Origin of the sequence: Sediminibacter sp. Hel_I_10, assembly GCF_000688335.1 — a bacterium.
Classification (GTDB): Bacteria; Bacteroidota; Bacteroidia; order Flavobacteriales; family Flavobacteriaceae; genus Psychroserpens.
The window spans coordinates 65,201-86,885 of record NZ_JHZX01000001.1; the positions used below are offsets into that span (position 1 = coordinate 65,201).

General features: G+C 36.2%; 21 protein-coding genes. 13 read left to right on the forward strand and 8 right to left on the reverse strand.

All coding sequences use genetic code 11. From position 1 onward, the window contains the following. Positions 1–7 precede the first annotated feature (7 nt). Positions 8–379: a hypothetical protein gene (locus P176_RS0100350; RefSeq protein WP_026752835.1), complete on the forward strand. Its 372-nt coding sequence runs from the start codon at positions 8–10 to the stop codon at positions 377–379. Between the two features lie 73 nt (positions 380–452). Here the strand turns inward: P176_RS0100350 and P176_RS0100355 are convergent, their stop codons facing one another. Then, a complete protein-coding gene (locus P176_RS0100355) occupies positions 453–911 on the reverse strand; it encodes a cold-shock protein (protein ID WP_026752836.1) in 459 nt (152 codons plus the stop codon). A 167-nt stretch (positions 912–1,078) separates the two neighbouring features. Between P176_RS0100355 and P176_RS0100360 the strand changes: the two genes are divergently transcribed. From P176_RS0100360 to P176_RS0100375, 4 genes are read left to right on the forward strand one after another with little or no spacing between them, the layout of a single operon-like run. Further along, a complete protein-coding gene (locus P176_RS0100360; protein ID WP_026752837.1) occupies positions 1,079–1,753 on the forward strand; it encodes a TetR/AcrR family transcriptional regulator in 675 nt (224 codons plus the stop codon). 4 nt (positions 1,754–1,757) lie between these two features. Beyond that, a complete protein-coding gene (locus tag P176_RS0100365) occupies positions 1,758–3,425 on the forward strand; it encodes a peptidase domain-containing ABC transporter (protein ID WP_026752838.1) in 1,668 nt (555 codons plus the stop codon). 6 nt (positions 3,426–3,431) lie between these two features. Further along, complete coding sequence (locus P176_RS0100370; RefSeq protein WP_026752839.1) at positions 3,432–4,781, forward strand: HlyD family secretion protein; 1,350 nt, start codon at positions 3,432–3,434, stop codon at positions 4,779–4,781. 37 nt (positions 4,782–4,818) lie between these two features. Next, positions 4,819–6,282, forward strand: a complete 1,464-nt coding sequence (locus P176_RS0100375) for a TolC family protein (protein WP_369793734.1) — start codon at positions 4,819–4,821, stop codon at positions 6,280–6,282. A 5-nt stretch (positions 6,283–6,287) separates the two neighbouring features. Here P176_RS0100375 and P176_RS19860 read toward each other — a convergent pair whose 3' ends face one another. The 4 genes from P176_RS19860 to P176_RS0100395 all read right to left on the reverse strand — a co-directional run bounded on the left by P176_RS19860 (position 6,288) and on the right by P176_RS0100395 (position 10,349). After that, a complete protein-coding gene (locus P176_RS19860) occupies positions 6,288–7,010 on the reverse strand; it encodes a hypothetical protein (protein ID WP_051605342.1) in 723 nt (240 codons plus the stop codon). Between the two features lie 87 nt (positions 7,011–7,097). Continuing rightward, the gene (locus P176_RS0100385) at positions 7,098–8,612 is read right to left on the reverse strand and encodes a DEAD/DEAH box helicase (protein WP_026752841.1); all 1,515 of its coding nucleotides are present in this window, start codon (positions 8,610–8,612) and stop codon (positions 7,098–7,100) included. A gap of 175 nt (positions 8,613–8,787) precedes the next feature. Continuing rightward, positions 8,788–9,921 (reverse strand): chorismate-binding protein, encoded by a 1,134-nt coding sequence (locus P176_RS0100390; protein WP_026752842.1) that lies wholly within the window; start codon positions 9,919–9,921, stop codon positions 8,788–8,790. 2 nt (positions 9,922–9,923) lie between these two features. After that, the gene (locus tag P176_RS0100395) at positions 9,924–10,349 is read right to left on the reverse strand and encodes a PaaI family thioesterase (protein WP_026752843.1); all 426 of its coding nucleotides are present in this window, start codon (positions 10,347–10,349) and stop codon (positions 9,924–9,926) included. A 67-nt stretch (positions 10,350–10,416) separates the two neighbouring features. Here P176_RS0100395 and P176_RS0100400 point away from each other — a divergent pair, with 67 nt between their 5' ends. Together P176_RS0100400 and P176_RS0100405 are read left to right on the forward strand one after the other, a co-directional pair. Then, positions 10,417–11,052: an alpha/beta hydrolase gene (locus tag P176_RS0100400; protein WP_026752844.1), complete on the forward strand. Its 636-nt coding sequence runs from the start codon at positions 10,417–10,419 to the stop codon at positions 11,050–11,052. A gap of 74 nt (positions 11,053–11,126) precedes the next feature. Continuing rightward, the gene (locus P176_RS0100405; protein ID WP_026752845.1) at positions 11,127–11,687 is read left to right on the forward strand and encodes a biopolymer transporter ExbD; all 561 of its coding nucleotides are present in this window, start codon (positions 11,127–11,129) and stop codon (positions 11,685–11,687) included. 2 nt (positions 11,688–11,689) lie between these two features. Here P176_RS0100405 and P176_RS0100410 read toward each other — a convergent pair whose 3' ends face one another. Further along, positions 11,690–12,103, reverse strand: a complete 414-nt coding sequence (locus P176_RS0100410) for a 3D domain-containing protein (protein ID WP_231481141.1) — start codon at positions 12,101–12,103, stop codon at positions 11,690–11,692. Next, positions 12,103–14,103 carry a thiamine pyrophosphate-dependent enzyme gene (locus P176_RS0100415; RefSeq protein WP_026752847.1) on the reverse strand — a complete coding sequence of 667 codons (2,001 nt, stop codon included), beginning with the start codon at positions 14,101–14,103 and terminating at the stop codon, positions 12,103–12,105. Before P176_RS0100415 ends, P176_RS0100410 begins: the two co-directional genes overlap by 1 nt. A gap of 151 nt (positions 14,104–14,254) precedes the next feature. Here P176_RS0100415 and P176_RS0100420 point away from each other — a divergent pair, with 151 nt between their 5' ends. The 5 genes from P176_RS0100420 to P176_RS0100440 all read left to right on the forward strand — a co-directional run bounded on the left by P176_RS0100420 (position 14,255) and on the right by P176_RS0100440 (position 18,299). Continuing rightward, complete coding sequence (locus P176_RS0100420) at positions 14,255–15,202, forward strand: isopenicillin N synthase family oxygenase (protein ID WP_026752848.1); 948 nt, start codon at positions 14,255–14,257, stop codon at positions 15,200–15,202. 87 nt (positions 15,203–15,289) lie between these two features. After that, positions 15,290–15,622 carry a translation initiation factor gene (locus P176_RS0100425; protein WP_026752849.1) on the forward strand — a complete coding sequence of 111 codons (333 nt, stop codon included), beginning with the start codon at positions 15,290–15,292 and terminating at the stop codon, positions 15,620–15,622. Further along, positions 15,622–16,560 carry a DUF1835 domain-containing protein gene (locus P176_RS0100430; RefSeq protein ID WP_026752850.1) on the forward strand — a complete coding sequence of 313 codons (939 nt, stop codon included), beginning with the start codon at positions 15,622–15,624 and terminating at the stop codon, positions 16,558–16,560. The genes P176_RS0100425 and P176_RS0100430 overlap by 1 nt, the downstream gene beginning before the upstream one ends. Beyond that, positions 16,550–17,425 (forward strand): nucleoside phosphorylase, encoded by an 876-nt coding sequence (locus P176_RS0100435; RefSeq protein ID WP_026752851.1) that lies wholly within the window; start codon positions 16,550–16,552, stop codon positions 17,423–17,425. The genes P176_RS0100430 and P176_RS0100435 overlap by 11 nt, the downstream gene beginning before the upstream one ends. 19 nt (positions 17,426–17,444) lie before the next feature. Next, complete coding sequence (locus P176_RS0100440) at positions 17,445–18,299, forward strand: substrate-binding domain-containing protein (RefSeq protein ID WP_026752852.1); 855 nt, start codon at positions 17,445–17,447, stop codon at positions 18,297–18,299. A 371-nt stretch (positions 18,300–18,670) separates the two neighbouring features. On the opposite strand, the gene P176_RS0100445 is transcribed toward P176_RS0100440, so the two are convergent. Beyond that, positions 18,671–19,336, reverse strand: coding sequence for a uracil-DNA glycosylase (locus P176_RS0100445; RefSeq protein ID WP_026752853.1), 666 nt, complete (start codon positions 19,334–19,336; stop codon positions 18,671–18,673). 140 nt (positions 19,337–19,476) lie between these two features. Here P176_RS0100445 and P176_RS0100455 point away from each other — a divergent pair, with 140 nt between their 5' ends. After that, entirely contained in the window at positions 19,477–21,645 is a 2,169-nt protein-coding gene (locus tag P176_RS0100455; protein WP_026752854.1) for a DNA mismatch repair protein MutS, read from the forward strand. Positions 21,646–21,685 lie beyond the last annotated feature (40 nt).

Below are 21,685 nucleotides of genomic sequence, written 5' to 3' on the forward strand. Positions count from 1 at the left end.
AGAACATATGAATACACTAAAAAAACTATTTCTAATTCTTCCTGAATACGTTCTAGTAGCTTCAGCGCTGTACTACTGGTACTCCACCTTAAACATGTATAATCCAATCGCTATAGGTTTGATTACCATTTTAGTACTTCAAATTATCTTTAAAAATAAGATTTCAGGAATCATTCTGTCTTGTATTATTATAATATTAAGCCTGTTCATGGTATTTGCCGTACTGTCTGAGTTTTATGAATTTCCAACATTTAGCGATAAATCAAAACAGTTCCTCATTATTGGCTTGCTCTATTTCCTATCAACGCTATTTGTCTCTTTGATTATGCTATTTAAATATGCGACGTTACCTAAAAAACCTAATCGTTCTATAGTATAAAAGACAATCGATTAAAAAAAAAGCCAGTTCTAAAAAATTAGAACTGGCTTTTTGATTACATATGTTGATGAATTTAAATAAGCTTCACACGAACGGCATTCATACCGCGCTGTCCTTTTTCTAATTCAAATTGCACCTTGTCATTTTCTTGAATTTCATCGAGTAGACCACTCACGTGGCAAAAATATTTCTCTTGATCTTCAGTATCTATAATAAAACCAAAACCTTTGGAATTGTCATAATAAGATACTTTACCTTTTCTTATAGGATCAAACTCCTCTTCATCTCCTTCTTCCTTCTTGGGTACACCCAATACAATGTTTTTTGCCTTAACTTTAATTTTATCGGCAGGATCTGGAGGTGAATCTGATAAATTTCCAAATTGATCCACATAAGCAAACGGAATATTTTCCGTACCGCCTTGTTCTTTTTCGAGCTTACGCGCTTCCATTTTTTTGCGTTTGTCCTCGCGTTTCTTTAAACGTTTTTTTTCTTTTTCACTTTTGTTGAAGGTCTGTTGCGACTTTGCCATTCTTTATATGCACATTTTTTTTAAGATAATGCTACGTGCACCATCCGTCGTAAAGATACGTCATAAGGATGACATTTTTATAATGAGTTGATTATTATTGCCAAATAACGTTAAAATTATTTTTTTTAATAGTCTTACTATTATATTTGCGTGTAATTACTATTATTATGCATAATTTACTTTCAAATTTAAAGATTGACATCAATCATAACATCTATCTTAAAGATCCAGAGTCTTCAAATTTAGGCCTTCGTATCGTGGAGCACAGCATTCTTTTAATAGATGAAATAGGATTTGACAACTTTACTTTTAAAAAACTAGGTGCACGTATTGGCTCTAATGAAAGTTCAATTTATCGCTATTTTGACAATAAACATAAACTGTTGGTTTACCTTACCTCTTGGTATTGGGCCTGGTTAGAATACCAATTGGTATTTGCAACCAATAATATGGATAATCCCAAAGAAAAGCTAGTAAAGGCTATAAATGTTTTGACAAGAACCATAGAAGCCGATTCTACCTTTGCGCATATTGATGAAGTGACGCTGAACCGAGTGGTCATCAACGAATATTCGAAATCATACCTCACCAAAGTAGTTGATAAAGAGAATAAAGAAGGCTATTTTGCCATCTACAAACGTCTTGTGATAAGATTACAAGATATGATGGTAGAAGTAAATAGTGATTACAAATTTCCACATAGCTTAGCGAGCACTGTTATTGAAGGTGCCTTACATCAGCATTTTTTAAGAAATCATTTCAAATCGTTAACAGATTGTAACGAACATACAGAACCTTCAGACTATTTTAATCATTTAGTTTTTAATGCTTTAACCAAATAACCATATGGCAAAAACCTTATTATCATCCTGGCAACGTCTTATTAAAATGCTTAAGCTGGATAAAAAGGACATTCGACAAATTTTCTTTTATGCAATTTTTGCTGGCTTAGTGAGTCTGTCTTTACCCTTAGGTATTCAAGCCATTATCAATTTACTACAAAGCGCCCAGATTAGCTCATCTTGGATAGTTTTGGTTGTACTTGTCACCTTAGGTGTTGTCTTTGCAGGAATTTTACAACTCATGCAAATGCGTATTATAGAAAACGTACAGCAAAAAATATTTACCAGAGCCTCTTTTGAATTTTCGTATCGATTTCCAAAGATAAAAATGAAGGAATTACGTAATTATTATCCTCCTGAATTAGCCAATCGCTTTTTTGATACCTTGACGGTTCAAAAAGGCCTTTCCAAGCTTTTGGTAGATTTTCCTGCAGCAATCCTTCAGATTATCTTTGGTTTGCTACTATTATCGTTTTACCATCCCTTTTTCATCATCTACGGACTTTTGCTTATCCTATTAATCTATATTGTATTTAAATTTTCAGCGCAAAAAGGTCTAGACACAAGTCTTGATGAATCGAAACAGAAATATAAAGTCGCGCACTGGATTCAGGAAGTAGCAAGGTCTATTATAAGCTTTAAACTTTCAGGAAGAACGAGTCTAGCACTTAACAAAAATGATTATCTCGTTTCAGAATATTTGGATGCTAGAGAAAGTCACTTTCGAATTTTGATACAACAGTTTATTAAGCTTATTGGTTTTAAAGTACTCGTTACAGCGGGGCTTTTGGTGATTGGTGGGTTATTAGTGCTCAATCAACAAATGAATATTGGACAGTTTGTTGCTGCCGAAATCATTATTTTATTGGTCATTCAATCTGTCGAAAAACTCATTTTTGGATTAGAAACCTTTTATGATGTGCTTACCTCAATGGAGAAGTTGGGACAGGTAGTTGATAAGGATTTAGAATCTCAAGGTGGAGAATTGGTAATACTTGACAATGACAAATTACACATTGAGCTTGAAAACATAGAGTTTAAGGTTCCAGATAGAGAACGTCCCATATTATCCAATATTTCTTTTTCTATACATCCCAAGGAACGCATATTTATAAAAGGACTCAATGGATCGGGCAAGTCTAGTCTTCTAAAACTCATTGCTGGCATTAATGAGCCTACAATGGGTGATATTTACGTCAATGGTCGATCTTTGAAGGGCTTAAACCTCAATGATTATCGATCTTATATTGGTCAATCTTTATCAGAAGAAACACCTTTTGAAGGAAGTATAAGGGATAATATCACTTTCGGCAATCAAAATATTGATGATCAAACCCTACAATGGGCCATAGAAAATACAGGGCTTGATAGTTTCGTGAAATCACAACCTTCGGGTTTAAAAACCATTCTTTATCCAGAAGGGCAACGCCTGTCATCTTCAATAAGTAAAAAAATTGTTTTAGCAAGAAGTATCATCAACAAACCTAAATTATTATTGCTCAAAAATCCATTGGATAAATTAGAGAAGGGTGAAGCTTTAAAAATCATGGATTTTTTAACAGATACTAATCATCCTTGGTCTATAGTTGTTGTTAGTTATAATGATGATTGGCAAACAAAATGCAATCGAACCATTGATCTGGAGAACGGAAAAATAAACTCAAATTTATAAGACACAATGCTTAATATAACACATAAATCTGTTAATAAGGACGTAGACTTAACCGCCTATAAGTCGGGGCAAAAGATCTTTCATAAGCGACACTATAAACAATTTAATCGCTTTTTGATCACTTTTGCTGTTATAATGATCATTACGCTATTTTTACCGTGGACGCAAACCATTATAAGCTCCGGAAACGTGACCACCTTAACGCCTAGTCAACGACCACAGACCATACAATCCCCAATTCCTGGAAGAATTGAGGAATGGTTTGTTCGTGAGGGTCAAGCTGTAAAAGCAGGTGATACCATTTTACGAATTTCTGAAGTTAAAGGCGAATATTTTGACCCCAGACTTGTAGAACGCACTGGCCAGCAGATTCAATCCAAGAACTCTTCGGTTAGTTCTTATTCTGAAAAAATCAAAGCATTAGATAATCAAGTAGGTGCACTTAATACAGAGCGTGGCTTAAAATATGAACAAGCTCAAAATAAATTATTACAAAGCAAGCTCAAGGTTAAAAGTGACAGTATCGATCTAGAGGCTGTGAAAACCAATTTACAGATTGCAGAACGTCAATTTGGCGCTTTCGAAGAACTTTATAATGAGGGCTTAAAATCCTTAACCGAATTAGAAAACAAACGCTCAAAACTTCAAGAAACACAAGCCAAGCTCTTAAGTCAGGAAAACAAATTTCTAGCCTCTAAAAATGAAGTAATCAATGCCATGGTTGAGCTGAATAGAATTAATGCAGAATACACTGATAAGATCTCAAAAGCCCAAAGCGATAAGTTTACAGCCCAATCCAATCAATTTGATGTAGAGGCCCAAGTTTCTAAACTGGAAAGTGATTTTAGCAATTATGAGATGAGAAATGACATGTACTACATTAAAGCGCCACAGGATGGATTCATCAATAAAGCGATCATTGGCGGAATAGGAGAAACCTTTAAAGAAGGACAACAGTTGGTAGGCATCATGCCGGCTAATTATGATTTGGCAGTGGAGACATTTATCAACCCCTTAGATTTACCCTTAATTCACAAAGGAGAATCTGTACGAGTACAATTTGATGGATGGCCTGCAATTGTATTTAGCGGTTGGCCAAATGCTTCCTACGGAACATACGGCGCCACGGTTGTTGCCATAGAAAATTTTATTAGCGCCAATGGGAAATTTAGAGTGCTTTTGGCACCAGATGAAAGTGACCATGATTGGCCAGACGCCATACAGGTTGGCTCTGGTGCAAGAACTATTGCGCTATTAGAAGATGTACCAATTTGGTACGAGATGTGGCGTAAACTCAATGGGTTCCCACCAAACTATTATCAGCCAAACGGAACTAGCCAAGAAAAGGCAAAATAATTAATAAAATTTTAAAACGCCACTAATCGATAGTTCAATGACCTATTTATTTTTTACACGTTTCAGCATTAGAAATTTAGGCAAAGCCTTTCCGCAGAAAAAAACAATTTTTATCTGTATGGCGTTCTTTTACTTGCCGCAATTTTATGCACAAAGCAATGATACTATTGTTTTGAATTTTAATGAATATCTGGGCTATGTCAAAAAGTTTCATCCCATTGCGAAGCAAGCAGAATTGACCTTGCAAATTGGTCAAGCCAATTTAATGAAGGCGCGTGGCGGGTTTGATCCTAAAATTGAAGTGGATCACGATCGAAAAAAATTCAAAAGCACAGAGTATTATGAGCAACTTAATGCGGCTTTTAAAATACCAACTTGGTATGGCATTGAACTTAAGGCTAATTTTGAGCAAAATGAAGGCGAGTATTTAAATCCGCAAAACAATGTTCCAGAAGACGGATTATACAGTGCAGGAATTTCAGCATCCTTAGGTCAAGGGCTATTTATAAACCAGCGCATGGCAGACTTGAAAAAAGCGAAATTCTTTAGAGAGCAAAGTATCGCAGATCGTGAAATTTTAGTCAACCAAATCTTGTACGATGCGTCATTAGCCTATTTTAATTGGCTCCAGGCCTATACAGAAGTTAAAACGTATGAGCAGTTTTTAGAAAATGCGACCATTAGATATAATGGCGTTGTAAGAAGTGTAGAAAATGGTGACAAGGCTGAAATTGATGCCACAGAATCAAAAATAACGGTAAAAAATAGAGCTTTGGGTCTAGAACAGGCTAAGGTCAAACTTATGAAGGCTGCATTAGACTTATCCAGCTATTTGTGGTTAGGCGATAATCTTCCTGTTGAAATTCAAGAAAACGTGATTCCAGATGCAAATATCGAGGAGTCCATTGATCAAACTTTAGAAATTTCGGGATTACCTTTAATTGATTTTGTTTTAGAAAATCACCCAAAATTAAAGTCATTAAATTTAAAGTATAGCGGTTTAGAAGTTGATAAACGATTAAAAGCCAATAAACTCTTACCTAAAATTGACGTACAGTATAATTTTTTAACTGAAAACCCAGATCTTGGTAATTCCTATATTACTAATAATTATAAAGGCGGTTTCAACATCGCATTTCCTTTATTTCTAAGGAAAGAGCGTGGTGATTTGAAATTGGCGAAGTTCAAACTACAAGATCTTCAATTTGAAATTGACAATGAAAAAATCAACATACAAAACAAGATCTTAGCCATTTATAGAGAATTGGAGTCTTTTGAAACTCAAAATATGCTTATTGAAGAAATTGTAGCGGATAATAATACAATGTTGGAGGCAGAAGAACGAAAATTCAGTTACGGTGAAAGTTCCATATTTCTTATAAATACTCGAGAGAAGAACTTTATCGATTCTCAACTAAAGGCCATTGAACTTCAAAATAAATTTTTAAAGGCCAAAGCGAAATTGTTTAACAGCTTGTCAAGAGATTTAGAGAACCTATAAACTTATTATTCCTCCTTCTTCTCCTCGCTGACTTCTTTACGGGTGATTGGGTTTTTATCCTTAATCACGTTGATGGTAGCCTTGACGCCAGTGAGTAAATTCCATTTTTTTGAAGACACTAAGTTTTTATTGTCGTCATAGACGATAAATTCTGCCGTGTTTGGACCAGAATCCCCTTGATTTAGGGCCAGGAAAACAATTTGATTGATACCAGGCTCCAAATACACGTCGAAACCTTTAAACCCAGAGGTAAGGAGTAACCTTGGGATAATCACCTTGCCATTTACAATAACCTGCACCATATCCCCATCAGGATATTCATGATCCCGACAAACAATATTTACAAACTTACCGTTGTTTCTAATGTCTCCTAAAAAAACATCGGCCATAGTTTCAATAGCTAGACCTTGCTCTACAGCCACTTTTTTATAGCGTTGCTCGAAAAGCTCGCCTGGTTGGCGCAAACCATTATCGTCGATCATTGAGAATTCTTTCTCTGGCTTTTTTATAGTGATTTTACTCTCGGTGGGAAGACCTTCGCTATTTGTTTTGGGTTTGGGGGTTTTAAATTTTTCGTTTGGTTTAATTTCGAAACCAGCTGGTAGTGAATCTTTTTTTTCTATTTCCTTAGCAGGAATTCTGATGCTCTTTTTTTCGCTATTATCCACTTGGGCAAAACCCAGACTTGTGAACATGACTAAAGCGCTAAGAATACCGTTAATTTTCATAATGACAATGATTTGGGAACCAAGATTCAAAAACCGTTCCCATTTTCAAATGTAATGCGTTTGACTTTTAAAAATTTTAATTATTAGTTAAAACTTTCCGTTAAAACTAAGACGCAACTTACGCATGTACTCCTCTATAAGCCACTCTTTGTAGTTTTTGGTACTGTTCATAATGCAATAACAGTATTGTTTTATGCGGTAACAAATATCATCATGAAGGAGTTTTGCTAGTTCTCTTGCCTCAAAAACATCACTGCTGTTAGCGATGACGAGTTGCGAATGCTGGGCAATACTATTTTCTATGGCTTGCATTGATTTTTTACCTTTTCGGGTCACTTCTTTGTACTCCTCCTTAATATCAAAATCGTCATTAGGATTCTTTACAAAACGTCTTCTCAGAGACTCTGGCATTTCATAAACAAAATCACGCTCAATGTCTTCGTCATTTCTTAAGTTCTCTAAATAATAATCTGGATTTTTAAAGATGTGTTGCCAATCTACATCTTGACTCCAAGGCCCAAAGCGCATGGCATTGTTTCCTAAGTCAATCACATTAAAGGTTGTTTTATCCCCATTAATACGAGAGCCCCTTCCAATCATTTGAAAATAAAGCGTCAGTGATCGGGTCGCTCTATTTAAGATGATAGATTCTACCGAGGGCTCATCAAAACCGGTAGTCAAAATACTTACCGAACTTAAAACACCATCTGGCGTGTTTTTGAACCATTTTAAAATTTCCTTTCGCTCTTGTTTACTACAGGTATTATCTAAATGCCTTACATTGTAACCTGCCCTTTTAAAGGTGTAATAGACTTCTCTAGAGGTATTGATACCGTTATTGAAAATAAGCGTTTTCTTTCCTTTAGAGAGTTCTTCATATGCAAAAAGCAATTTGCTCTGCATGGTATTATTGGTGTATAATGCTTCGGAAGATTTCACCGTATAATCCCCGTTCATCCCAATCTTTAAAGTATCTAAAGAGACGTCATAATTGTAAATTTCCGCGGAAGCTAAAAAACCATTTTTAATTAAGGTCGAAATATTATCCCCGACAATAAGCTCCTTATAATGATCTTTCATCGGCAGCTTAATGTTACTGCTCAAAGGTGTTGCGGTAACCCCTAGAATGAAACAGTTTTTGAAGAATTTAAAGAGTTTTCTGAAAGAATTGTAGTGTGCCTCATCAATAATGACCAAACCAACATCCTCTAGCTTTAACTTACCATCATTAAGCCTATTGTTCAAGGTCTCTACCATGGCCACAAAACACTTGTATTGGTCTTGATCTGGCAATTCTTTCACTTTGCTATTGATCACTTTGTTATTTACTCCAAAGCCTTTAAGCACGCGTGAGGTTTGTTTACAGAGCTCGATACGATGCGTGAGAATCACCACCTTCTTCTTCTTTTGCTCAATATAACGCCTTACAATTTCAGAAAAAACGACGGTTTTTCCACCACCAGTGGGTAATTGATAGAGCAGATTATAATCATCTGGCGTATTCTCCATAACATCGAAAATGCGATGAAGATCGTCAACTTGGTAATCGTATAATCGCTTTTTGTTCGCCTTTTTTGACTGAACCTCTTGAGTATTGGACATAAAAATATCTGCTGCTTCTAGAAAAATCCCCACAAAATTAAGGTATTATAACGTTATCGTTCCATAATGTTGACAAGAATTTATAAAGTTTTAACAGCTCTATCTTTTAACGCTTATGAGTTAATAATCTAACTCATAAGGATATGCGATTTCAATTTATAATGGTCTAGACATTCTAGTTAAATACACCCAACATGGTTTGCGCCTTGTTAACGGTTTCATCCCATTCTAGCTCGGGTTCTGACGCACTGGTAATGCCTCCTCCTACATAAATAAGGGCTTTTTTATCTTTTAACTGCATGCAACGCAAATTCACGAATAAATGACTCTCTTTTTTTATAGAAGCATAGGCATTGTTCTCAACATTTCGTGAGTTTTTATTTCTCGATATTTTTTTAGACAAATTTAGTTCTCCCAAAAACCCAGTATAAAATTCCCGATCATAAAGTTCATTCTCAAGGATAAACGTTTTGGCTTCGCTTTTTGGCAATCCGCACACAGCTGGGGTTGGATGCAACGAAGAAACAAGTTGTTTAAGTGTATTGGTATCTGGTTTTAAACGACCCGAAATGTCAGACTTGATATGTAAAAGTTGCCCTGCTTTGGTGGTTTTTGGTTCAGAAACCACTACTGATTCTGCAACAGACACCAATTGTTCCTCAATATAATTAACCACTAATTTCTGTTCGGTAAGATTTTTTTTATCCCATTCTACATCGAGCGTTCCTTGGTAAAGCTGCGTTCCTGCTAAAGCCATGGTTTTAAAGCTAAGCCCTTTAGTACTCAACAAGGTCTCTGGTGTTGCACCTAACCAAAGCCCCACTTTTGGATGATACCAGCAGTACACAAATGCCGTAGGATGCATCATTAAAAGCGATTTAAAAATCACCAAAGGTTCTTCTTCAGAAATAGATACTTCCTTGACTCTGGAAAGTACTACCTTTTTAAAGCGATTCTCCTTTATGGCCAAAATTCCTTTCTCAACCAACTGGAGATGTTTGGTTCTAGCACTATCTTCAACACCATCCTTTTCAGTATTGACGGTGGGTTTATTTTCTAACGTTGTTTCTAAAAAATCATCTGAAGTGATTGTTGCTGAAATTTCAGAAGGAATCAAGACATTTTGCTTTTCAGAATCAAAAGGAGCGCAAATAAAACCACTTTCAGAAAAATTAATGGCCTGATGCAATGCATCTGTAGATTGTAAAAGGGCTTTTAAATGAGATTCCTCCGGTTTTCTATAAGCTACAAAAGGGAAGTCTTTATCAAACTGATCTTCTAAAAACTCAAAAAACTCAAGGTGGGACATTTTTACTTCTTTTTAGGCAAGGAAATCGTAGATAAGCGACAAATGGAAATAAGATTATCATCGCCATCAGTTACCCTAATATCTAACAACTGAGTCGTTCTTCCCTTATGTAAAAAGGTGGCTTTTGCATAAACATATCCTTCTGTTACACTTTTTAAATGGTTGGCCGTGATTTCTAGGCCTCGCACAAACTTGTTCTCGATATCTAAAAAAATATGTGATGCAAAACTCCCAACGCTTTCTGCTAAAGCCGCTGTGGCTCCACCATGCAAAACACCATCTGGTTGATGTACTTTAGGCGTTACAGGCATTCTTGCAACTAAAAAATCTGCACCGTAATCAACCATCTCGATATCCAATGTTTCCATTAAGGTGTTTTTACTTGCTGCGTTGGCTTTTGCCAAGACCTCTTCTTTAGATAATTGCATAGATTCCTTTACTTTTGGGTTTAGAATAGTATTTAATAGTTACAAAAGTACGAAAAGCCCTTACGAAATGAATTCCGAAGAAAAAGAAATCTCCTATAAAAGTACCAACTCCTACTCCACTTTAAATGTATTAACAGCAAAAACCAAATACGTTTGGTTTGTATGCCATGGTTTGGGTTATTTGAGCCGTTATTTTCTAAAGTATTTTAAAGAACTCAACCCTGAAGAGCACTATATTATTGCACCACAAGCACAAAGCAAATATTATCTATCCTCAAATTTTAAGCATGTTGGAGCTAGCTGGCTTACTAAAGAAAATACCGAGAAAGAAACCGAAAATATCCTACGTTTTTTTGATGCCATTTTAGAAAAAGAAACGAATTATAAGGATAAAAAAATGATTGTATTAGGTTACTCTCAAGGCGTTAGTGTTGCTTTACGTTATATTGCCAAACGACAATTACAATGTGACCATTTGGTCATTCATTCTGGAAGTATCCCCAAAGAGTTGAAGCCTATCGATTTTGAGTTTTTCAAAGGAAACACCTCCCTTCTTTATGGCAATAAAGACGCCTATCTTACCGAAGAACGCATCAAAAGTGAAACTGAAAGAGCGAAGTCTTTATTTGGGAACTCTGTAAATATCGTTGAATTTGAAGGCGTTCACGAAGTCAACAAATCCTTCATAAACAAGTTATTATAAATAGATTTTTAAATCTATAATCATTTTTGGTATTGTTTTTGAAGTTCTTAAAAAAATCTTAAAAACGCTTTCTCATGAAAAATTTACGTCGCGATTCCCCCCAAGTAAATGCCGGTTCTATGGCCGACATTGCATTTTTACTTCTCATCTTCTTTTTAGTAACCGCCATGATTCCGAAAGATAAGGGCATCAGCCGTAAGCTACCGGGAATTTGTCCGCCAAATCAAAATTGCGATGCTACCATAGCACAACGCAACATTCTGGAAATCTATATCAATGGGAAAAATGAACTGTTAGTGTCTAACGAACGTATTTCTATAGATGAGCTAAAAGATATTACCAAAAACTTTATAGACAACAACGGTGATCAGTCTTGTGATTACTGTTTTGGAGATCAAAATAAAACAGCTTCAGACCATCCCAAAAAAGCGGTAATCTCATTAAAAAATGATCTAGAAACCTCTTATGATTTCTACATTAAAGTCCAAGATGAAATTACAAAAGCCTATTATGAGCTCAGATCGGTTTATGCATTAAAGACGTTTGATAAAAGTTCAAATGATTTGAACAAAGAGGAACTACAGGAGGTGAGAACTGCTTATCCGCTCATACTTTCTGAAGCATCATTAAGGTAAGTCTATTTTAAGGAATCTTGCTCAATCTCCACTCTATAACTGATGTTGACCCTGCGTCTTCCCCATTGCCGTGCGGCTTCAACATCAGTTCCCATGTAGATATCGATTTTATTTTTAAAACGCTGATTCATTTTATCTTTGACGAGATAAGTGCCTTCCAGGCCTTCGATCTCTACCAAGGTATTATGCCCAAGTCCTTCTTTTAGCAAATTTCTGGAGACCGCAATATACCTGAGTCCTGGTTTTAAGCTATCCCCAAAAGCGGTAATGTGCGGATTAGAGCTGGTTTGATACTCTAAGGAATTAAAGGCACTAGATGTGACTTGTAATGATTTCCATTCATAGATATCCCGTTCTTTCTCTTTACAATTGGAAAAGAGCACTGCAAACATCACGAAAATGGAAAAGCATCTCATCAATAGTCTAATAATTCTAGAAGTGTTTTTTCTAATTTTCCTTTAGCGAGATATTGCTCTTCCAAATCATTAATAAAAGGAATTGGTGTATCCATACTTGCCACTCGTTTTACGGGAGCATCTAGAAACTCAAAACAATGCTCCATGATGGTTGCAGAAATATCGCTTGCAATACCGCCAAAAAGCGAGTCTTCCTGGAGCACAATCACTTTTCCTGTTTTCTTTACAGAAGCAAAAATGGCATCTAGATCCAAAGGTTGTAAGGTTCTTAAATCTAATACATCTGCAGCGATAGTTGGATGTTTATCCAATATCTCCAATGCCCAATGTACGCCTGCACCGTAGGTAATAATAGAAACTTGATGACCTTCGGAAAGTAGCGATGCCTTACCAAATGGTAAGGTATAATAATCAACCGGAACGTCTTGACGAATACTTCTATACAAAGCCTTATGCTCAAAAAACAATACAGGATTAGGATCTTCGATAGCTGTGGCTAATAATCCTTTAGCGTCATATGGAAATGCGGGATACACCACTTTTAGACCGGGTGTTTTCGTAAACCAAGCTTCATTGGTTTGAGAATGAAACGGTCCCGCAGCTACACCAGCACCGCAAGGCATCCTGATCACAACGTCTGCATTTTGATTCCATCGGTAATGTGACTTTGCAAGATAATTGACAATAGGATTAAATCCTGAACTCGCAAAATCTGCAAATTGCATTTCAACCACAGACTTTATTCCCACTATTGACAATCCCATCGCAGCCTCAACAATGGCCGATTCACAAATTGGTGTGTTCCTTACGCGCTCTGAACCAAATTGTTCAAGAAAACCTTCCGTAATTTTAAAAACACCACCATAATCTGCAATATCCTGTCCCATAATAACGAGATCATCATGACGTTCCATGGACTGTCTTAATCCTTGAGATATCGCATCAATCAATCGAATGTTTTCATTATTTGAATTTGACACAGTTTCCTGATATACAAAATCTTTGTAGACATCATTTAACTCTATAGTTTCATCAGGAACTATTTTAGATTCCTCATTTGCTTTTTGTAAATGTACGCTGATCTCTTCGGAAATTTTAGCTTCCATAGAAGCCTCAAGAGCGTCTGACAATACGCCCGTTTCCTTTAAAAATATTTTATAATTGAGCAATGGATCCTTCTTGGCCCATTCATCCATTAACGCATCAGGAACATATTTTGTACCACTCGCTTCCTCGTGACCACGCATTCTAAACGTCTTGAATTCTAATAAAATCGGTCTTGGTTCTTGACGAATACTTTCGGTAAGTTCGCTTAACTTGGTAAATACTTCTAGAATGTTATTTCCATCTAAAATATGAGATTCCATGCCGTAACCTTTGGCTCTATCTGCAATATGCTCACATCTATATTGTTCATTGGTTGGCGTTGAAAGTGCATAGCCATTGTTCTCCACACAAAACAATACTGGTAATTGCCAAACCGACGCTACGTTAAGCGCCTCATGAAAATCACCTTCACTTGTACCGCCTTCACCACTAAAAACAGCAGTGGCCTGATGATTTCCTTTTAAAAGATTAGCTAAGGCAATACCATCTGCAACCCCTAATTGAGGACCAAGATGTGATATCATTCCCACCAAATGAAATTCTTGTGTACCAAAATGAAAAGAACGATCCCTCCCTTTGGTAAAGCCATTCGATTTGCCTTGCCATTGTGAAAATAAACGATATAATGGAATATTTCTACTTGTAAATACACCCAAATTACGATGCATTGGCAAAATGTATTCTTCTGGTTTCATGGCCATGGTTAACCCAACCGATATTGCCTCTTGACCAATCCCAGAAAACCACTTTGAAATCTTACCTTGGCGTAGCAAAATAAGCATTTTTTCCTCTATCATTCTGGGCTTGAGCATGCCTTCATAAAGATTTAAAAGCACACTATTATCAAGGTTTTTTCGGTCAAATTCTATCGCACTTTTAGCGGATGTCAGCATGTGTATTTCATTACATTAGTTAATCAAATGTAATTAAAAAATGAAGTATTCAAACCCTATTATCCATTTTTTTGGAGGGATAGCAACTATGAATTAATGAGTATTTTCGCTACTTTTGTTAAGATCGATTTAATTAATCCCATTTTTAGAGATGAACAGAATACCTAGTGTCAACCTTCAGGATTTTTTATCTGAAGACCCAGATAAAAAACAAAAATTCATCAATGACATCGGCAAAGCTTATGAGGATATTGGCTTTGTTGCGCTTAAAGGTCATTTTCTTAATGACGCCTTGGTAGATCATCTTTACAAAGAAGTCAAACACTTTTTTGAACTTCCGGTGGAGACTAAGCGCAACTATGAAATTGACGGCATTGGAGGTCAAAGAGGTTATGTGTCCTTCGGAAAAGAGAGCGCCAAAGGCAAAAAGGAAGGGGATTTAAAAGAGTTTTGGCATTTTGGCCAATACGTTGAAGACGATCCTGAGCGCGCGAAAGAATACCCAGAAAATGTTCAAGTCAAAGAAGTTCCTGAATTTAACGCTGTTGGTAAGGAAACCTATCAAATGCTAGAGAAAACGGCAAAATATGTACTAAGATCCTTAGCGTTATTTCTCGATTTGGAAGAAACCTATTTTGATAATTATATTCATAATGGAAATTCCATTTTAAGACCTATCCACTACCCGCCAATTCTTCAAGAACCAGATAATGCGGTTCGTGCTGCAGCGCACGGAGATATTAATTTGATCACCTTATTAATGGGCGCTCAAGGTAGAGGGTTACAAGTTCAAAACAACAATGGCGACTGGATTGATGCCATTGCAGAACCAGATGAACTGATGATAAACGTAGGAGATATGCTCTCAAGACATACCAATAACAAACTAAAATCAACGATACATCGTGTGGTGAACCCTCCAAGAGAACTCTGGGGCACATCACGCTACTCCATTCCCTTTTTTATGCATCCTATTAGCGAGATGAAATTGGATGTGCTTGAAAGCTGCATCGATGCCGATCACCCAAAATTATACGAAGATATTACCGCGGGAGAATTTTTAAATGAAAGACTCATTGAATTGGGACTTAAAAAGTGATTTTAAAAATTGAAATCGTTCCTATAGGAAATAGAATTAATACCCACTTCTCGTTAACCAACAATATAATTTTTAAATGAAGAGCTAATGGATTTAAAAGACCAACTTAAAAACCTTTTCCCCGAACATGAAACGGAGGATATTTCCGAAGAAAAAAATGAGGAGGGAACTGATCTTTGGCTTCAAGATGATCCCATTATTTGTAAATACGAAAAAAGAAAAGGCAAGCCCATCACAATATTAGAAGGTTATACCGGAGCGGATGAGGATTTTAAGCTTCTTGCGAAAGAGCTGAAACAAAAACTAAGTGTTGGCGGCAGTTATAAAAACGAAAAAATAATCATTCAAGGCGATTATCGCACTCAAATTATGGAGATATTGAAAGATAAGGGGTTTAATGTTAAACGCGTAGGTGGTTAATGAGTAAGACTTTACACGTTACCAACGGACAAGTTTTAACAGACTATCTATCGGAATTAGAAATTGAAGGTGACATACTTACTTGGCATGAGATGCTGTGTGAAGGTCCTACCGTAGCAGGAATAGATTCTGAAGAATTTATAGCCGCACGTACAAAATTCTTAAATCACTATTACGATATTGAGTTAGACGTTGTTCAGTTTAAGGCAGAACTTAAAAAACTGAATGCTGTAGAAAAATATAGTGAAATTGTACTTTGGTTTGAATATGATCTGTTCTGCCATATCAATCTTATTGCAGTTATGAGCCTGATACATCAAAGAGAAATCAACTTGCCTCTTTACCTGGTGTGCAGCGGCAGAATTGAAGGCGAAAAGGAATTGAAAGGTTTGGCCGAATTAAATAAAAGTCAACTTTTAAAACATTACAAGGAAAAAATAAAAATGACCCTCGAAGATCGGGATTTAGCCATCTCGCTGTGGCGCACGTACTGCGGAAAAGATCATAACTTGTTTAAGCCCTACATCGTAAAAAATTCTTCCTTCAAATACTTGAGCAACTGTCTTAAAGCACATTTACAACGGTTTCCAGACTCCAAGTCTGGACTTAATCTCATTCAGCGCAATATTTTAGAGATCATTAAATCTAAAGACATTAAATCAAGACACCATTTACTGGGCTATATCTTAAACTACCAAGGCTATTATGGCTACGGTGATCTTCAACTTAAACGAAAAATCAATAATTTGAGTCTCTTTTTTGATGAGTCTGAAGATAAAATCGTTCTCAATAGGCTTGGCCATGAGGCCCTTTTGGGTTCGAAAAACTTTGCATCGAAAATAAATGATGATATTGCTTACGGAGGCATTAAACGCTCAGACTTCCAATTTAATGTCGACATGAATAAACTCATTAAATCATCAACGAATGCCAATTAAAGACAGCGAACTGATCTTGAACCCTGATGGTAGCATTTACCATCTCAATATTAGACCAGAACATATTGCTCAAACCATTATTACCGTTGGTGATCCAGATCGCGTAGACGCAGTTACACGTCATTTTGATACCATTGATTTCAAAACCAGGAAGCGAGAATTTCATACGCAGACAGGAACCTACAAAGGCAAACGACTTACAGTAATCTCAACGGGTATTGGAACTGATAATATCGATATTGTTTTAAATGAGCTAGATGCTTTGGTCAATATCGATTTAGAACGTCGTGAAATCAAATCAAACCATACCAGTTTAACGATTGTTAGAGTAGGAACCTCTGGGTCTATCCAAAAGCACATCCCCATAGACGCTGTTCTCATTAGCGAATTTGCCGCTGGGTTTGATAGCTTATTGCATTTTTATGACAGCCAAAATATTCAAGATCATCCCATTTCCGAAGCCTTAAAAGTGCACACCAATTGGTCTACTCACAAATCAGATCCTTATGTTGTTAAGGCCAACGCAGAACTTTTAGATCATTTTAAAGGAGATCACACACACATAGGCTTTACTGGAACTAACGTTGGTTTTTATGGGCCACAGGGTCGTACCCTAAGACTTAAACTTGAAGACGAACATCTTAATGACACACTGGCCAGTTTTAATTATGATGGTAAACCCATTACCAATTTAGAAATGGAAACAGCAGGCATCTACGGACTCGCACTTTTATTGGGTCACCGTGCCCTTTCCATGAACGCCATTATAGCCAACAGAGCCACTGGGCAGTTTAGCTCTAGACCAAAAGAAGTGGTCGACGATTTGATTTTATATACATTGAATAAAATCGTAACTTTAACTTAGTTGAATTAATAAAGACAGTTTGAAAAAAATAAATATAGGAGGTGTCCCAGAACACTTCAATCTTGCGTGGTATTTAGGCCTTAAAAATGGCGATTTTAAAGATGTAGGCATCAACTTAAGATGGAAAGATTACTTTGGTGGCACAGGCCAAATGAACCAAGCACTTAGAGAAGGAGAGATTGATATGGCCGTTATTTTGACAGAGGGCATTACAAAAGATATTATTGATGGCAACCCAAGTAAAATTGTGCAAATTTTTGTGTCATCCCCTTTAATATGGGGCATTCATGTGGCCGAAAATTCTAAATATCAGGAAATTTCGGATTTAAAAGGAACAAAAGCCGCAATTAGTCGTTTTGGTTCTGGTTCCCACTTGATGGCTTATATCAATGCTCAAAACCATAACTGGGACCTAGATAAAGATCTTGACTTTGAAGTGATTCAAGATTTAGACGGTGCCGTAAAAGGATTGACAGATGGAAGTGCCGATTATTTTATGTGGGAAAAATTCACAACGAAACCGCTTGTTGATAGTGATGTTTTTAGACGTATAGGAAATTGTCCTACACCATGGCCTTGCTTTGTGATTGCCGTTAGAGACGAAATTCTTGAAAACCACTCCGAAGACATCCTTAAAATCCTGAAGATCATAAACAAAACAACTTCTGAGTTTAAACAAATCCCTGATATCGATCAGACCATTGCCTCAAGATATGATCAAAAATTGGAAGATGTTCAAGCTTGGTTAGATTTAACAGAATGGTCTCAAGAGGTCATTTCAGAGGAGGTTATGGAAACCGTTCAAAATAAACTGCACGGCCTAAATATTATTGATCATAAAGTAGATTATAACAAATTGGTATTCAAGCTGTAATTACAAACATTAGATATATTGAAAATTCCACAATTTATAAGCTGAATGACACTGCTATAATGTTAATTTTTTAACAGATGTAGGTCATAACTTTCTAATGTTCAAAAATTTATTTACTTTTGAATAACCGAATCGATGGCGTGATTATTAGAATTGTTAAAATATGATTATAACTATAACCCTTATTATCTCTGCTCTAGTTGCTCTCAACTTTTTACTTTTAATATTTAGTTGTAATAAAAACACAAAATCGAAAACAGTTCTCTCAAAGCCTACCTTAAGCAAAGTTGAAAAACCAAAAGTGACTACTAAGCAATTGGCTTCCTCTCAATTAGCTGCAACTGGAAGTTAATTTCTGTTTTTTTAGACAACTACCACGCTATAACTTGTTTTCCAGATTGCCTTAGCAACTCATTAGTCTTACTAAAATTTTTATTACCAAACCAATACCCTCTATTTGCGCTCAACGGAGATGGATGCCCTGATGTTAACACATGATGCTTTGAAGCGTCTATCAAGCTTGCTTTTTTCTTAGCAAAACCACCCCAAAGTAAAAATACCACCTCCTTTTTATGGTCACTAACCGATTTTATCACAGCATCTGTAAATTGCTCCCAACCCTTTTTTTGATGGCTTCCTGCTTCATGTGCCCTTACGGTCAACGTCGCATTCAATAACAGCACACCTTGTTTTGCCCAAGCTTCTAAATTTCCAGATTTTGGGTAAGGTTTATGGATATCGGTCTCGATTTCCTTAAAAATATTGATTAGAGACGGTGGATGCGAAACCCCATCTTTTACAGAAAAACATAAACCGTTGGCCTGCCCTTCTCCATGATAAGGATCTTGACCTATGATCACCACCTTGACATCATTAAAAGGACAATGGTCAAAAGCCGCAAAAATATCGGAACCAGGCGGAAAGCACTGGTGGAGACGATATTCCTCTTTAACAAAATCTATTAAATTCTTAAAATATGGTTTTTCAAATTCTGTACTTAACTCTGCTTTCCAGCTGTCTTCTATATTAACGTTCATTTTTGCCTAAGTATACATTCTATTATTTCTGTTTGAAAACTAATAAAAGAAAAGAAGAGCTCTAGTACTTCTCTACATTTTATTTCTATTGCATTAATAAGTACCTTTGCATTCCTATCAAATTTTAGGGGAAAGAGTACATGATCCATATCCATCAAAAAACCTTAAAGGATTTAGAATTTAACGCGGTCCTTGAGCAGGTTTCAAATTTAGCAATTACAAATTTAGGACGGGCCGAAGTGCTTAACATTTCGCCTTACAATAATCATGACGCCATTGTAAAGTCGTTGAATTTTACTAATGAGTACCTGTCCTCCTTTTATAACGATAACCGCATACCCAATCATGGGTTTGATGACATTTCTAAAGAGCTACAATTACTTAAAATTGAAAACTCATTTTTAGACACAAGTCATTTTAAGAATTTAGCTTCCATCTCATTGACCACAAATGAGATTTTAAAATTTCTAAAAAAATTCAAAGAATATTATCCTAGCCTCTATCAAAAATCTTCCTTTATAGAGATTACCACATCAGTTATTGAAGAAATTGATAGTATCATTGATCGCTTTGGTGAAGTAAAGGACAACGCTTCTGACACCCTTTACCAACTTAGAAAAGCTATAAACTCGGTTAGAGGCAAAATCAATCAAAGTTTTACTTCGGCACTTAATACCTATCATAATCTTGATTATTTAGATGATATTAGAGAATCTGTTGTAGAAAACAAACGTGTTTTAGCCGTTAAAGCCATGTATCGTCGCAAGGTCAAGGGGAGTATCATGGGCAATAGCAAGACAGGAAGTATTGTTTATATTCAACCCGAAACCACCTTTCAATATGCGCGAGAACTCAATAATTTAGAGTATGATGAAAAAGAGGAAGTAGATCATATTTTACGCCGTCTTACGGAGTTTGTGAGACCTTACAAATCTTTATTTGAAAATTACCAGACCTTTCTTACCCACATAGATCTTATTTTCGCTAAGGCAAAATACGCGCAATCTATGGAAGCGATTTTACCAAACATCAATACAGATCGCCAGTTTGAGGTTAGAGATGCCTACCACCCTTTACTTTATCTAACCAATAAAAAAGAAGGCAAGAAAACCTATCCCCAATCTGTTGATCTTTTTCAAGACAATAGAATCATTGTGATTTCTGGACCAAATGCCGGCGGAAAGAGCATCACTTTAAAAACGATGGGCTTATTACAGGTCATGCTACAGAGCGGACTTTTGATTCCTGTTCATGAAAAGAGCAATGTCTGCTTTTTTGATAGGATCATGACAGATATTGGTGATAATCAATCTATAGAAAATCATTTGAGCACCTATAGTTACAGACTCAAACAGATGAATTATTTTCTTCGGAAATGTAACAAAAACACGCTTTTTCTTATCGATGAGTTTGGTACGGGAAGTGACCCTGAACTTGGTGGTGCTTTAGCCGAAACTTTCTTAGAAGAATTTTACCATCGTGAAGCCTTCGGAATTATCACCACCCACTACTCCAACTTAAAAGTTTTGGCCAACGAAATGCCTTTTATGCAAAATGCCAATATGCTTTTTGATGAAAAGAGTTTAGAACCACTTTTCAAACTAGCACTAGGGCAAGCCGGAAGCTCGTTTACTTTTGAAGTTGCACAAAAAAATGGCATTCCCTTCAGTCTCATCAATCGTGCAAAAAAGAAAATTGAGCGTGGCAAAGTTCGATTTGATGCTACTATTGCCAAACTTCAGAAAGAGCGAAGTAAGCTGGAGAAAACCGAACGGTCATTAAAAGAAAACGAGAAAAAGAAACAAAGTGAAGCTGATAAGCTAGAAGAAGTTAATGCCAAAGTTCAAAAGAAATTAGAGAATTTTCAAGAATTGTATGACAGCAATCAGCGCTTGATCTATTTAGGACAGAAAGTGAATGATGTGGCTGAAAAATATTTTGACGATAAGAAGAAACGCCCACTGATGAACGAGTTGTTCCGATTGGTTCAAATTGAAAATTCAAAACGACAGAAAGTATCTGCAAAACAAAAAAAGGCAGAGAAGGCAAAGGAAACACAGATCAAACAAGAGGCAGAGAAAAAGGTAGAGGTCATTCGTAAAAAGAAAAAAGAGGCGAAAGCGAAAGCAAAACCTATTGAAAAACCGAAACCTATCATAAGGTTGGGCGATCGTGTGCGAATGTTTGACGGTAAGGCTGTGGGTACTGTAGATACCATAGAAAAAGGAAAGGCTATTGTTAATTATGGCATGTTTACCACCAATGTAAACTTAGATTTACTAGAGTTGGTAGAAGCTGTTAAGAAGTAAGTATTTTCAATTTAGACCTACTAAACATAAACTTGATGTA

Bases quoted from the DNA above. Each gene is read 5' to 3' on its own strand.
- P176_RS0100370 (WP_026752839.1), top strand. From the start codon at position 3,432: ATGCTTAATATAACACATAAATCTGTTAATAAGGACGTAGACTTAACC.
- P176_RS0100405 (WP_026752845.1), top strand. From the start codon at position 11,127: ATGAAAAATTTACGTCGCGATTCCCCCCAAGTAAATGCCGGTTCTATG.
- P176_RS0100385 (WP_026752841.1), bottom strand. From the start codon at position 8,612: ATGTCCAATACTCAAGAGGTTCAGTCAAAAAAGGCGAACAAAAAGCGA.
- P176_RS0100445 (WP_026752853.1), bottom strand. From the start codon at position 19,336: ATGAACGTTAATATAGAAGACAGCTGGAAAGCAGAGTTAAGTACAGAA.
- P176_RS0100455 (WP_026752854.1), top strand. From the start codon at position 19,477: ATGATCCATATCCATCAAAAAACCTTAAAGGATTTAGAATTTAACGCG.
- P176_RS0100350 (WP_026752835.1), top strand. From the start codon at position 8: ATGAATACACTAAAAAAACTATTTCTAATTCTTCCTGAATACGTTCTA.
- P176_RS19860 (WP_051605342.1), bottom strand. From the start codon at position 7,010: ATGAAAATTAACGGTATTCTTAGCGCTTTAGTCATGTTCACAAGTCTG.
- P176_RS0100410 (WP_231481141.1), bottom strand. From the start codon at position 12,103: ATGAGATGCTTTTCCATTTTCGTGATGTTTGCAGTGCTCTTTTCCAAT.
- P176_RS0100435 (WP_026752851.1), top strand. From the start codon at position 16,550: ATGCCAATTAAAGACAGCGAACTGATCTTGAACCCTGATGGTAGCATT.
- P176_RS0100375 (WP_369793734.1), top strand. From the start codon at position 4,819: ATGACCTATTTATTTTTTACACGTTTCAGCATTAGAAATTTAGGCAAA.
- P176_RS0100360 (WP_026752837.1), top strand. From the start codon at position 1,079: ATGCATAATTTACTTTCAAATTTAAAGATTGACATCAATCATAACATC.
- P176_RS0100415 (WP_026752847.1), bottom strand. From the start codon at position 14,103: ATGCTGACATCCGCTAAAAGTGCGATAGAATTTGACCGAAAAAACCTT.
- P176_RS0100420 (WP_026752848.1), top strand. From the start codon at position 14,255: ATGAACAGAATACCTAGTGTCAACCTTCAGGATTTTTTATCTGAAGAC.
- P176_RS0100430 (WP_026752850.1), top strand. From the start codon at position 15,622: ATGAGTAAGACTTTACACGTTACCAACGGACAAGTTTTAACAGACTAT.
- P176_RS0100425 (WP_026752849.1), top strand. From the start codon at position 15,290: ATGGATTTAAAAGACCAACTTAAAAACCTTTTCCCCGAACATGAAACG.
- P176_RS0100355 (WP_026752836.1), bottom strand. From the start codon at position 911: ATGGCAAAGTCGCAACAGACCTTCAACAAAAGTGAAAAAGAAAAAAAA.
- P176_RS0100390 (WP_026752842.1), bottom strand. From the start codon at position 9,921: ATGTCCCACCTTGAGTTTTTTGAGTTTTTAGAAGATCAGTTTGATAAA.
- P176_RS0100395 (WP_026752843.1), bottom strand. From the start codon at position 10,349: ATGCAATTATCTAAAGAAGAGGTCTTGGCAAAAGCCAACGCAGCAAGT.
- P176_RS0100365 (WP_026752838.1), top strand. From the start codon at position 1,758: ATGGCAAAAACCTTATTATCATCCTGGCAACGTCTTATTAAAATGCTT.
- P176_RS0100400 (WP_026752844.1), top strand. From the start codon at position 10,417: ATGAATTCCGAAGAAAAAGAAATCTCCTATAAAAGTACCAACTCCTAC.